Below are 12,500 nucleotides of genomic sequence, written 5' to 3' on the forward strand. Positions count from 1 at the left end.
ACCGCATGAGCAACGATCTGTGGCGGAAAACGGTGACGCTTGAAGATGATATCTGATGTCTGCATCGCCAAAATTTACGCCCAAACCGTCAGGCAGGCAACTGCAGCCCAGTTAACGTGACAACACCGTGGCCGATGAAACCGCCGTTCAAACGATTCCTCACAACGACTATGAAATGCTTGAGGACATCTGTAAGAAAAACCGAAGCGTAGCCTACATTTGCGATGGCGTTTACTCCATGGGAGGCAGCGCGCACATTGATGAATTGAAACGTTTGCAAGAAAAATACGGGTTGTTTCTCTACATTGACGATGCACACGGTATATCCATTGTCGGAAGGAAAGGGCAAGGTTATGCGAGATCCCAGTTCGATAACCTTGGAGATCGAACCATAATTGTCACATCGTTAGGGAAGGGATTTGGAGCATCTGGGGGGCTGCTGATGCTTGGAACCGCCCACCAGGAAAGTTTGTTTCGCCGTTATGCTATTGCGCACGCATTCTCAGCGTCACTCAATACTGCCGCTATTGGTGCTGGGCTAGCTTCAGCTGAAATCCATCAGTCTTCAGAGCTAGGGCAACGACAGGCCGCATTGCAGGACAATATCGCATTTTTCGACAGACTGATCCCCACAGCTCAATCGGGCTCCGCGCTGCCGATCCGCATTATCCGCATCGGCGATGAAATGACATCCATTGGGTGTGCCCAGGAGCTTTTGAAGAAAAATTTCTACGCTTCAGCTATCTTCTTTCCAACCGTAGCCAGGGGCGAAGCAGGACTACGGGTTTCCATTACCGCCAGCCATCAGGCGAATGAGATTGAGAGTTTTTGCAGCGCTGTCAAAGAGCTCCTGATCGATAATGGCTAGCCCCAACTGGCTCGATCAGGGAAACAGATTTCTATAATCATCAAGTTATCGAGAACCGGTCTGCTCCATGACACCTCACTTTCGTGACGATCAGCAGTAGTCAATCGATAATAGATTTCCTGGCTGAGAACAACGACGACGGTGCAATCAGTTTCGCGACCGTAAGCGGAGAAATGCACGTTGCACGTCGCGACGTAAGGAACCTACGGCTTCCATGATAAAAAATATCACATACACGCACAGTACCGAAACGTTCGTAACTCATCCAAATCCGGATGAGGCAGGCAAATTTCTATGCATTGAGTTCAGCGCGTGTTTGGTGTCTTTCGAAATCATTGGCCGGAACAGTGTTATCAGTTTTGGCGATGGTTACGCGTTTCTGCGGCCCGTGGCGGACGGCCTTCACGTTCGGGTGGAGGCTACGTGCCTCGTTACATTCATAGGAATCCAGTCTCTCCTTACCGTTAGCTTCGCTTTACAAAGTCCTGTGAAGGCCCGTGCATCTGGCTGCGACTGAGATCAAGCGGCGCTTTGCCTGCATCTGGGCAAGATGGTTCTCTGATTTACTGAACGATCTTCAGCCGGTTGAGTTCTTTTTGCAATATCGTGATCAAACAAGACATGGCCGCCCCCATCTGCTGCTTGCATCCGAAAGTCCAGTCTTCCTCCCAGAGTTCAGCTTCAATGCTTGCGCCATACTGGTAGCCGGTTTCGCCGCCAAATTTGCTGTTCGCTCCAGATAGTGCCCCCACGCCGAAGGGCCCTATATTGAAAACGCCACCAATGCCTGCATTGTAAAGTTCTCAGTACCCTCGACATGCCCCTCAATGGTTGTGTTACTTGTGAGGCCATCTCGCAATGTGCCGCCTCCTACGATCCGGCCATCATAATCATTCGATTCCGTGCCGTAGTATCGGCGGGCAAAGCCGGTTTCAGCGAAGAAATCCGCGAGCCCCTTCGCCAGCAAATCAGCCGAAGCATAGAACGGCGCTTCCGTCACCGTTTCAGGGCCCAGAACGTCGCGAACCACCATACGCGCTGTGCCTGCGCCAGTGACCACCGGGAGGATGGTGATCGAGAACGGCCCGGACGCAACATTGCTGATCGCACGACGGGCATTGTCGATATAGACATCGGCCGTTGACGGCACGGCCGGAGACCCCAACAGTTCAGGCAACGGCATGGTGACCAGATCGGGCCGCAGTCAAAAAGTGCGCCGGATTTACACGCCGCCCAGACGGGTCGGTCGCGTCCATGAAAGGCCACCCGTGATGAAGTCGCCAACATTATAGGTCATCAGTGTTTGCTGATCCGGAAAGGACCATCTCGTATCGAGCCGCGTCGAGCCGAACCTGTCGGCATCGGACAAACTGATCACCTGCGACGACGAGAAGACGCCATAGGGACCGAACAGGCGTCCTTCCATTAGGCCCGATACACCTTCGAACTGCGTCAGATCATACCAATCCTGTCCACCGCTGGCGTCATAGATCGTATAATTCACCAGCCTGCCGAAATTGCTCTTGGCTTTGGGCTTGTCGTCCTCTTCCTCAGACGCGACTTCCTCGCCAGACTGCGCATCAATGACACGCGCGGCGCGCTTGTTTTCTTGCGCATTGAAACGAACGATCTGGTCCTCCTTATCATAGGTGACGTTAACCCCGGAGAGCCGGTTCACGTCGATCCATCCGTCGTCCCGCGCAGCTTCCCTAGCGGGCTTGATCCCGACATTCTTGAGCTGTTCCGGCTCAATAAGAAGTGATCCGTCCGGTGTTTGACGAAACGTAGCGATCAGTGCCGATGATGCGCCATTCACATAGACCTCAAGCTGAAGCTCCAGAGGGGTATCGTCGGAAACAAGCGTCCCCGACGACGTAGGTGGCAATTCCTGCGCCGCAGCTTTCAGACATCCTGTGCAGACCGTTAGAAACGCAATCGTCAAAACCGCAAGATCGACCGCCCCGGGCGCTCGCTTGCACATTTATCGGGCCAGCTTCGCTTTGAGCTGAAATCGCCAGCGAGCCACCACCCCGACTTCCACCTGTTCCAGGAATAAACCAAGATGCACTTGATTGCCCCAGAACATATCCAACAAGGCCTTTCCGCTGTGCGACGGCACGACCGCCCGCACCCTGCAATGCAAGGTCGAAGACACGCAGACGCTTGTTTCCTGTGTTGTTAACGGTCACCCGATATCCGCCCGATTGACGCTGGACGCTCCATGACGGGTTCGCATCCGGCGTACCGGGTTGCGAAAAGAAAACCGGAATGGAATGACGGATCACCAGATTGAGTGTGCCGGATCGTCGCTGCGCAATATAAGGAAGTTCATCGACAATCAGCCGGTAGCTTTCTTCCGCCTTGACCGGACTTTTCGACGTGCGAACGATACGCACGATGTTTTCGCTGCCCGGTTTCAGCTGCGATATGGGCGGGCTGACGACGACATCGGTTGCTTCCGCGTAAGTGTCCGCTCCGTTGCTCTGACTCCAGCGGTATATTCTGGCCTGAACATTGATAGGCCGTTTAGCATCGTTCCAGATGCGAATGTTTGAAGCCGCGGTCTGCGCGCTCAGATCGATGATGACCCCGAACGCGCCCTTTCCGGTCCTTTAGGAGAAATATCATCGGACGGTATTGGTTCCTTGCTCTCCGCTATTTTGAGGGCTTACTCCATAATAATAAGGCGTTGCAAATATAAATCCCAAGATGACACCAATAGCTAGAATTAGGAACAGTACGGACTTGCGCATTCATTTCTCCTTGGCTGAAGCAGAATAACGAACGGCTTTCCTTGATGTTCCCTTCCTGCAGCTGGCTTCTTCGAGAGAGCCGGGCAGAGGTTGGCGGTTGCCCTGGTTCGCTTCTGAATGGACGCGCTCGGCAACTAATCTTCGGTGGATTTATAATCGTCGGGAGGAGCATCAAACTGGAAGACATTGCAAGCTTCCCAGTTATCACATGTGAGGCGAATGCGTTCATAAGCTAACCACAACCGCATGTCGGCAAACTTTCCAAGGAAGAGTTCAGATACGTTGGTGCCTAACCGCGCGTGGCTTTTCCGCTGTGTATCTTCAGCTTGAGACGCACATTCTTCATATTTCGGAAGACTGCGACCCCATCAAAATTCAAGTCGAGCCAAAAAGTCGTCCTTCCCCCTGCAACTGCCGTAAGGGCGCGGAAAACTCTGCATTGAAGCCTTCGGGTCTAAATTCAGACCTAACTTCCCCGGAGCCTAGCAGACCCATTCTTATGAGCTTGGAGCCAAATCCTGTTTTTGTCGGTTGAGTAACGAGCGGGCCACCGACTTCGGTCCAATTCATTGAAAAAACCGGATCAACTCGTTTCTTGGATACAGCAATATTCAATTGCACCTGTCCGGAATCATTGGAAAGCGCTCCATATTTGATCGCATTGGTCGTCAGTTCGTGAATCAAAAGCGAAAGGGTAGACGCGCCCTTCGGACCGATCATTACATCGGGCCCACTCATGTGAACGCGCTCGGCAACAGCCAGCGCTGTTGTTATTCCAGACACGATTTGACGCAATGAACCTTCTGAGCTTTTACCAAGCCGAAGAACATCATGAGCATTGCCCAACGCCCACAGCCGCTTAGTAAAAGTGTTGATGACCTCTTCGTCGGCATTATTGTTGAATGTCTGGCTCGCAATTGCAGATACCACACTGAATGTATTCTTGATGCGATGAGCGAGTTCGGCATTTAGAATCTTGGCGTGTTTTTCGGATTCCACCTTTTCGGTAGTTTCGATGACTGTATCGATCATCCCGCCAACACGCCCTTGCTCGTCAAAGATCGGGCTGTAGCAGAAAGTAAAGTAGCACTGTTCATCATAACCGTGTCGATCGATCACGAGAGGGTAGTCTTCGATAAACGTCGCTTCGCCAGCATAAGCTTTCTGGACCATCGGCAGCAGTTCATCCCAGACTTCAAACCAAATATCGCGAAAGGATGCTCCCATGCAGTTCTCTTTCTCACCGAGAATAGGCCTGAAAGCGTCGTTATAAATCGTCGTATATTCCGGACCCCAAATGATTGCTTTGGGAAATTGTGAAGCCAGCATCATCTGCACCGCAGTGACCAGAGGCGCTGGCCAATTCCCAGGCACTCCGATCGGTTTCCGACTCCAATCCAGCGACCGGATTTCATCAGCCGACTGACCACGTCCATGCAGAAAAAGCACAGCACTATCCATAGTTTATTCCAATTTTTATGAGGACGTTGCGTCGGCAGTACTCAACGCTTCTATTCGATTTGGCTAATAAAAGCGAGAGTTAATCGATGTTTCAACACTCCGGCTGGCTCGTTATCCGCCAGGATGATGCAGACCGAACGGGCGAGGGTGGTGACCACGACAAAATCGTCTACAATCCGTTGGACTGCTGACTTCGCGAGCTGCCGTATTGTTTGCCGACGCCGCGCGCAGCCTGCGCATCTGGTGAGGCTGGTCGACAGTAGGTGTGGCGCCTTCTTGCGCAACTCATCCAGAGTTCTTCGCCGCGTGGTGGGGGCAAATGGATCGGGGTATATTATTAAACGCCCCTGTTTTATCTGGCGCGTTTCTTATCTCAGATAGTGGATATGTGGGCGCCCGCTGAACGGAGAAGTTTCCACGCGCGCTTCAATCGAGAAGACTTGCTTCAGAATAGTCTCGTTGATGACCTCTTCCGGTGTCCCCGAAGTCACGATCTTTCCAGATAGCATAATGATCAATTCATCGCAAAACATGGCGGCATGATTAAGGTCGTGCAGTGCAATGATACTCGTGATTGGTAACCCTGAAACCAGCTTTAACAAGCTCATCTGGTGCTGAATATCCAGATGATTGGTTGGTTCATCAAAGATGAGCTCTTTCGGCGTCTGGGCCAAAGCCCTTGCAATATGCGTGCGCTGTTTTTCGCCACCTGACAGACTTTGCCACGTGTCGTTTTTCTTGGCCGTCATACCGGTGCGTTCAATTGCATCTTGAACGGCTCCTTCATCCGCGCCTGTCCAGCCCGAGAACATCGATCTGTGTGGAAAACGCCCAAGTCTTACAATGTCCAGGACTTTCAGACCAGCGTTTGTCGTGGCGTGTTGTTCAACAAAAGCCACACGCTGCGCGACGCTACGCCGGGCAACTGTATTGATATCTTTTTCGTCAAGCAGGACATGCCCGGAATGGGGGCGTTTTAAGCCCGCGATCAGACGCAGCAGGGATGTTTTTCCAGAACCGTTTGGTCCTAAAAGCCCCAGCATCTTTCCAGGCTTTGCCTCGAAAGACACGTCGTCGATTATCGTTTTCTTGCCAATTTTCCAGACAAGATTTTCGGCTCTGATCGTCATGATGGGCGCTGAAAACGGTATAGAATGATCGAGAAGAAAGGCACGCCGACAAGTGCTGTCACCACACCGATGGGGAGGACCTGTTGCGGTATCAACGCGCGTGAGGCGATATCGGCCAACACCATGAAGATTGCACCGACGATCGCGCAGGCGGGCAACAACCTTATGTGTAGCGGACCGACGATGAAGCGTGCGGCATGAGGGACAACGAGCCCGACGAAGCCTATCGAACCGACCATGCTGACGATAGTGGCTGTCATCATTGCTGTGAGCGCAAAGAGAACAATGCGCGCACGGGCCACATTAACGCCGAGCGATGAGGCGGCTTCATCGCCAAAAGCGAAAGCATCCAGAACATGGGCATAGAGAAGGCAGGCGATAAGACCGAAGGTGATGACCACCGACACCAGCGTGAATTCTGGCCAGCGAACGCCACCGAAGCTGCCAAGGAGCCAGAACATCACGTCACGAGCCTGCTGCGCATCGCCGGATGTGGTGACGATATACGAGGTCGCAGCGTTGAAAAGTTGTGAAGCCGCTACGCCCGCCAGAATGGTGCGATCCGCACCGCCCCTTGTTCCATTGGAGAGGAGCGCAACAAAGAAGAAGGCCGCAAACGCGCCAACGAATGCGCCTGCTGATAATGAAACTGCGCCAGCACCGATGCCAAGGATGACAACTGTTACAGCACCGGTCGATGCTCCCGCCGAAATACCCAGAACATAGGGTTCAGCCAGCGGATTGCGCAAAAGCGATTGCATGATCGCGCCTGAAAGCGCGAGACCCGCACCACAAAATGCCGCCACCAACGCGCGGCTGAGGCGGTAATCCCAGATGACCGTTTCATGAATGCGATTGAGCTCGACGGAACTCCATCCAAGACGATTGGTTATCGCTGCAAACGTTGTCGATAAAGGGATCGGCAGATCTCCGATCCCGACACTGATACCCACCACCAATCCGATTGCAACAAGCGACGCCAACAGCATCATGCTGAAGGCGCCCCAATGCCTTAAAGATGGTCCAGCAGCACTCACTTGAGAATACCAAGCGCTTTCAGCTGTTCCGCGACCTGTTCTGCGCCATAAATCGTGCGGATGGTCGGGTTCATCGCCTGACCATCCATGACGGCAATGGCCTTGTTCTTGACGGCTGGCATCTGGCTGACCGCAGGGTCTGTGTTGAGAAACTGGATCTTGGCTTCTGGCTTGTCGAGTTCCCAACGATTACGGTCGAGATTTGCAACAACAATGACGTCAAGGTTGGCGGCGATAATGCTTTCCCAACCAAGCGTCGGCCATTCGGCTTCTGCCTTGATGGCATTCTCGCCGCCCAGAACGTCAGCGATGAAGCTCGAGGCACCGTTTCCTCCACCCAGATAGGCGTCCGCCGATGGCGACGGGCTGGAGAACCAGAAGACATAAGAAAGTTTCTTACCGCTCGCGGGAACGCTTGCGCGCAAGGCCGCCTCGCGTGCCTTGAAATCAGCGATCAGCGCCTGACCGCGATCTGAAACATCGAAAATCTGCGAAAGCTCGTCGATCTCCTTATAAAGAAGATCCATGTTCCACAGCTTGTCGCGGCTGCCATATTCATCCCTGACCTTCTCTGTGCTCAGGCACGTGCTGGGCGAAAGATAGGTGGGGACGCCTACCTTGTCGAAATCCTCGCGCTTTGCAACCTTGCTGTTCAGGCCAATGAGGCTTGGAAGAGCTGCCGCTACGAAATCCGGATTTTCTGCAAGGATCGATTCAAATGTCGGGAACTCAACGGTGAGAAGCTTTACTTTAGAATTGGCGGCTTCAAGCCGCGGCAAAACCTTGCTTGGCCAGAACGCCGTTCCCGCCATTTTGTCCTCAAGGCCCAGAAGCAACATGATTTCAGCGCTGTTCTGTCCAAGGCTGATCGCGCGCTCCGGCGCCTTCTGAAACGTTACTTTCGTACCGCAGTTTTCGAGCGTCAGCGGATATTGTGTGGCGGCATCTGCTACATTGTTCTGAAGCGCGAACACAGCAACAAGGCCGGTAGCGGCCAGAAGAGTTTTCATTGCAGTCACTGATAAAATCCTGGATTGCGGGACGCTCTTTTCCGTCGGCCTTGTGGAACTGGCTTTCCTATAATCCAAATGTTGTTTTTAAAACAAGAGTGCATTTGTCTTATTTTAGGCGCGCCAGAGATTGACGCCATGCTTCAATGGGGGCACAACTCACTGTGCATGTTCAGAATTTCAACTTAAAACCCTTTCGTAAGTAGCAATCCCGTTTAAGCTTCGTCGCCTGTTCCGTCGCGGCTTCTTCGGGCAGGTTTACACTTTAGAAGCACCGTTCTGACAAGCAGGGTAGGTTACATCTGCCACTCGTCGGCGCAGTATTGCTTCCACGCGAGATCAAGAAAGTTTTGGATGTCGATCCACGAGTGCCTGTCTACGCAGGCGCAAATCCTCGATCTGTTGTTCGAGCGTGAGAATGTCCTCATCGATTGCCTGAACGCGCTGCTCTATATTGGAATAGGCTTCCTGCAATAACTGTTTGGCTTCGGTCTTGCTCGATGCGCTCGGTGTATCTCCTCTCAGTGGACGGTTAGCCGTTTCGGGTAGAAAGAACGCCGTGATCAGCCCGATAACTGCAGCGCACATAAGATAATAGGCGGGCAAATAGAGGTTCTCTGTGGCCTCGACGAGCCAAGCAGCAACGGTCGGCGTCAGTCCCGCGATGATAATCGAAATATTGAATGCCGCCGCGAGAGCACTGTATCGAATACGCGCGGGGAAAAGCGCCGGAAGTGTTGACGCCATAATGCCAGTGAGACAATTAAGCAGGACTGCCAGTATCAGCAGCCCGACAAATATCGTTGCGATGTTGCCACTGGCGATCAGGTGAAAGGCAACAACAGACAACAACAGCAGGCCAACGCTTCCGATAATCAGAAACGGTCTGCGGCCAAACCGATCACTGAGAAATCCCACAACTGGCTGAACAAACAGCATGCCGATCATCACCACGATGATGATGAGCACACCGCGGTCCTCGGAATAGCCAAGGCTTTGCGACAGGTAGGTCGGCATGTAGGTCAGCAGCATGTAATAGGTGATGTTCGTCACCAGCACCATTCCGGTGCACACACTTAACGCACGCCAATATTTGCTGACAATTTCATTGAATGACACCATCGGGCGGTCTTCGATTGCATCCCGATCTTCTTTTTCCAGTGCTTCAAGTTGCTGCATAAACGCTGGCGTTTCTTCAGCCGCATGACGCAGATACAGTCCGATCAGCCCGAGAGGCGCAGCAAAATAGAATGGAACCCGCCATCCCCACTCTAGAAAGGCTGTTTCGCCGAGCATTGTGCTGAGAAAAACAACGAAACCGGCTCCCAGAACAAAACCGGCAATCGAGCCAAAATCGAGCCAGCTGCCCAGAAAGCCGCGACGTTTATCGGGTGCATATTCTGCTACGAAAATAGCAGCTCCGGTATATTCACCACCGACGGAAAAGCCCTGCGCCAGCTTACAGATCAACAGAAGGATTGGGGCCCAGATGCCAATGGTGGCGTAAGAGGGGATGAGGCCGATGCAAAAAGTGCTGGCGGCCATGATTATAATGGTAAGGGAAAGGACTTTCTGGCGGCCAAAACGGTCACCCATGACGCCAAAAAACAACCCACCAAGGGGACGCACCAGAAATGGTACGGAAAAAGTAGCCAGGGCTGCAATGGTCTGCGTGCCGGGCGAGGCATTTGGAAAGAACACTTGGCCCAAAGCATAGGCGACGAAGCCATATACGCCAAAATCAAACCACTCCATGGCATTGCCCAAGGCTGCAGCGGTGATAGCCTTTTTGAGCTTTACGTTATCTATGACCTTGATATCATGAATTTGTAATGGTTCGATCTGGGATGAATTGCTCGAAAGATTGCTTTGGGTCATTCTTTCTGCCTTTGGCTTTTAACTCCCACTAAAATACATTTATAGTAGTCAACCGGCAACTTTCAACGTTGATGCGGGAACGACTCGCAAGGTGCTTTGAACACGATAGGTGGGAAACATCGAAACGAATAGAAAGCTTTCGTACAAACTGGGACTGTCAGCCCCTTGTTCTCACCATGTAAGATCAGTGAGCTGGCCTACTCGCAAAAAAGTCAGGCCGTTATTCCAAATGCCAGTCGCGGTTCGTTAAATTCCTTAATAGCTACGCCTTGTTGGCGCCCGTCAGAGCACTCCAGCACATATCGATAATCAACTGCCTTTCCTCGGGCTCAAGGGGAAGCGGGTTGGGACGTCTTCGTTTCAGGGTATGACGGGTCGCACCGCGAGCAAAACTTGCAAGGAGCTTTGGCGATCCTGAATGAACCGAATCCGCTTCCTGCGCGGCGAGAATGATCGCATCGGTATATGCGAGGAAATCCCGGAACAAATCAGCGGTTTGTTCCAGCGTCCGGACCGGGTTGTTGTTCAAATAATCGAACAAAGCCGCCCGCTCAGCATCTTCCCAAATAAAATCGACATAGCGCTCCAGATATTGGCGGATGCGCTTTTCATGTGGAAGGTCCGCCGCCATTTCCGGCGCCAGCTTTGATCGCCACACCGGCAAGAGAATTGAAACGCAGTACGTCGCCACCCACGCGCTTGCTGAATGAAGATTCCGCCGAGCAGGCACTTTTTTTTGGGGTGAAAGGGCCTTTCCGTTCTCTTGCTCAGTCCTGCATACGGTATTGGTGATCTAAGCACTAGCCGACGCCCATCAGCGATTTCGGCTGTCCGCCAAGCGATCTTTGTAGCAAAGATTGCTTTTACAACTCCGTGGTGTCGACGATGTCTCGCCCGGTCGCGGCAACCATTTCCATCCGCTGTGCGAATTCCCGTCGGAGCGTCCGTCGGAGTTCGGCTGCTTCATGGCGCCTGCGATCCAAAGCGTCGACTGGGATCAAGGCAGGCACTGCAACAGGTCGCCCGGTATCATCGACCGCTACCATTGTAAAATAGCAGGAATTGGTGTGGCGGCGCTTGCCCGAGCGGATATGCTCCGCTTCCACGCGAATGCCGATCTCCATGGACGTTCGGCCAGTATGGTTTACCGAAGCCCGAAACGTCACGAGTTCACCGACGTTGATCGGCTCCTTGAACGTGACCTGATCGACAGAAAGCGTAACTGCATATTGTTTCGAATAGCGCGATGCACAGGAAAAAGCGACACGGTCCAGCAGGTTCAACAAGGCGCCGCCGTGAACCTTGCCGCTGAAATTTGCCATGTCGGGCGTCATCAAAACCGTCATTTCCAGGCGGTGAGGATCGGGTTCGGTCGGCAGCATAAAGGTCCTTTCCGGGTCGTGTCAGCTCCGAATTCTTATATCGGCACCCGCATTACTAGCGCAATCGACGGCTTTTTTGCCGCCAACCCAGTGTCAGCATGTTTCGTGTGCATGCCATTCGATATTTTTCGGCGTGGCATTGGCTTCGCCGCGCGCTTCCGCGAACCGCTCGCCTACATCGATTCGCGTACGCGCTCCCATGCATTGGTCAAATGGCGGCCCAATACTTCGGACAACCGGGTCGCGTTACGGGCCTCCAGGGCCTCGATCATTTCTTCATGCTCCGATACAGCCGCCGCCCATTTCTCGGCGCCTTCATGGCCGACGAAACGAATCCGTTTCAATCGTGTCTGCAGCATTTGGTGAACGTCTGCCAGCGTAGGGTTCTTGGCAAGACGAACAATAGCGATATGAATCTGCTGGTTCAGTTTGTAATATTGCAGCCGATCAGCGGTTCGGTAGCGCTTGATCATTTCATCGTGCAGCGAACGAACCTCAGCAATTTCCTTGTCGGTTGCGAGCTCGCAGGCCAGTTTGCCTGCTAGTTCTTCCAGGGTGCGCAGGACGGTGAGCATGTCCTTGACATCAGCTGCGCTGAACCGTTTCACAACTGCGCCGCGGCTTGGAACAAGCTCGACCAATCCTTCGCTGGCCAGATATTTGATAGCCTCACGCAGCGGTGTGCGGGACACGCCGAGCTGTTCTCCAAGCTGCCCTTCATGCAGGCGCGTGCCGGGCTCCAGCTGTCCTTCAATGATCATGTCGCGCAGATGGTTGACAAGCATATCGTGCAAAGCCGTGCGGCGGAACGATTGTGAGCCGTGTTCGGCTTGCTCGGTTTTCTGATTTTCGTCCATCGGCCTTTTTCTCAAAGGGTGAGCCCGAATCCTTACCTCACCGTTCGAGGTGAAGATGGCTGGCCTGCTCTCAACCGTCAATATAAAATGCTGCATACAGAATACAAAATACTTGCATCGCGCT

Annotated in this window: 12 protein-coding genes and 1 pseudogene; 1 reads left to right on the plus strand and 12 read right to left on the minus strand. The window is 52.9% G+C overall.

Annotated elements, in window-relative coordinates:
* Positions 1 to 124: 124 nt before the first annotated feature.
* Positions 125 to 868, plus strand: a pseudogene (locus tag ABWW11_RS22660) (aminotransferase class I/II-fold pyridoxal phosphate-dependent enzyme); the annotation flags it as partial.
* A gap of 563 nt (positions 869 to 1,431) precedes the next feature.
* Here the strand turns inward: ABWW11_RS22660 and ABWW11_RS22665 are convergent.
* The 12 genes from ABWW11_RS22665 to ABWW11_RS22720 all read right to left on the minus strand — a co-directional run bounded on the left by ABWW11_RS22665 (position 1,432) and on the right by ABWW11_RS22720 (position 12,376).
* Positions 1,432 to 1,620 (minus strand): hypothetical protein, encoded by a 189-nt coding sequence (locus tag ABWW11_RS22665; RefSeq protein ID WP_319080499.1) that lies wholly within the window; start codon positions 1,618 to 1,620, stop codon positions 1,432 to 1,434.
* A gap of 11 nt (positions 1,621 to 1,631) precedes the next feature.
* Entirely contained in the window at positions 1,632 to 2,018 is a 387-nt protein-coding gene (locus ABWW11_RS22670) for a hypothetical protein (RefSeq protein WP_167836180.1), read from the minus strand.
* A gap of 72 nt (positions 2,019 to 2,090) precedes the next feature.
* Entirely contained in the window at positions 2,091 to 2,753 is a 663-nt protein-coding gene (locus ABWW11_RS22675) for a fimbria/pilus outer membrane usher protein (protein WP_319080498.1), read from the minus strand.
* A complete protein-coding gene (locus ABWW11_RS22680; protein ID WP_121539633.1) occupies positions 2,692 to 3,453 on the minus strand; it encodes a fimbrial biogenesis chaperone in 762 nt (253 codons plus the stop codon). Before ABWW11_RS22680 ends, ABWW11_RS22675 begins: the two co-directional genes overlap by 62 nt.
* A gap of 543 nt (positions 3,454 to 3,996) precedes the next feature.
* Positions 3,997 to 5,082: a sensor histidine kinase gene (locus ABWW11_RS22685; RefSeq protein ID WP_319080497.1), complete on the minus strand. Its 1,086-nt coding sequence runs from the start codon at positions 5,080 to 5,082 to the stop codon at positions 3,997 to 3,999.
* A 368-nt stretch (positions 5,083 to 5,450) separates the two neighbouring features.
* Positions 5,451 to 6,212 carry an ABC transporter ATP-binding protein gene (locus tag ABWW11_RS22690; protein ID WP_121539225.1) on the minus strand — a complete coding sequence of 254 codons (762 nt, stop codon included), beginning with the start codon at positions 6,210 to 6,212 and terminating at the stop codon, positions 5,451 to 5,453.
* A complete protein-coding gene (locus tag ABWW11_RS22695) occupies positions 6,209 to 7,204 on the minus strand; it encodes a FecCD family ABC transporter permease (protein ID WP_121539224.1) in 996 nt (331 codons plus the stop codon). The genes ABWW11_RS22690 and ABWW11_RS22695 overlap by 4 nt, the downstream gene beginning before the upstream one ends.
* 41 nt (positions 7,205 to 7,245) lie before the next feature.
* Positions 7,246 to 8,268, minus strand: a complete 1,023-nt coding sequence (locus ABWW11_RS22700) for an ABC transporter substrate-binding protein (protein ID WP_319080496.1) — start codon at positions 8,266 to 8,268, stop codon at positions 7,246 to 7,248.
* Between the two features lie 330 nt (positions 8,269 to 8,598).
* On the minus strand, positions 8,599 to 10,137 hold the full coding sequence (proP, locus tag ABWW11_RS22705) for a glycine betaine/L-proline transporter ProP (protein WP_121539222.1): 1,539 nt from the start codon (positions 10,135 to 10,137) through the stop codon (positions 8,599 to 8,601).
* 262 nt (positions 10,138 to 10,399) lie between these two features.
* Complete coding sequence (locus ABWW11_RS22710) at positions 10,400 to 10,768, minus strand: hypothetical protein (protein ID WP_109366318.1); 369 nt, start codon at positions 10,766 to 10,768, stop codon at positions 10,400 to 10,402.
* Positions 10,769 to 11,000: 232 nt separating this feature from the next.
* A complete protein-coding gene (locus tag ABWW11_RS22715; RefSeq protein ID WP_167836138.1) occupies positions 11,001 to 11,519 on the minus strand; it encodes an acyl-CoA thioesterase in 519 nt (172 codons plus the stop codon).
* A 173-nt stretch (positions 11,520 to 11,692) separates the two neighbouring features.
* A complete protein-coding gene (locus ABWW11_RS22720) occupies positions 11,693 to 12,376 on the minus strand; it encodes a GntR family transcriptional regulator (RefSeq protein ID WP_109366317.1) in 684 nt (227 codons plus the stop codon).
* Between the last annotated feature and the right edge of the window lie 124 nt (positions 12,377 to 12,500).

Source organism: Brucella sp. NBRC 113783 (genome assembly GCF_040372265.1).
In the GTDB taxonomy this organism is placed as follows: Bacteria; Pseudomonadota; Alphaproteobacteria; order Rhizobiales; family Rhizobiaceae; genus Brucella; species Brucella teleogrylli.

Coding starts and splice junctions, on each gene's coding strand:
- ABWW11_RS22685 (WP_319080497.1), bottom strand. CDS start 5,082: ATGGATAGTGCTGTGCTTTTTCTGCATGGACGTGGTCAGTCGGCTGAT.
- ABWW11_RS22690 (WP_121539225.1), bottom strand. CDS start 6,212: ATGACGATCAGAGCCGAAAATCTTGTCTGGAAAATTGGCAAGAAAACG.
- ABWW11_RS22695 (WP_121539224.1), bottom strand. CDS start 7,204: ATGATGCTGTTGGCGTCGCTTGTTGCAATCGGATTGGTGGTGGGTATC.
- proP (WP_121539222.1), bottom strand. CDS start 10,137: ATGACCCAAAGCAATCTTTCGAGCAATTCATCCCAGATCGAACCATTA.
- ABWW11_RS22710 (WP_109366318.1), bottom strand. CDS start 10,768: ATGGCGGCGGACCTTCCACATGAAAAGCGCATCCGCCAATATCTGGAG.
- ABWW11_RS22715 (WP_167836138.1), bottom strand. CDS start 11,519: ATGCTGCCGACCGAACCCGATCCTCACCGCCTGGAAATGACGGTTTTG.
- ABWW11_RS22720 (WP_109366317.1), bottom strand. CDS start 12,376: ATGGACGAAAATCAGAAAACCGAGCAAGCCGAACACGGCTCACAATCG.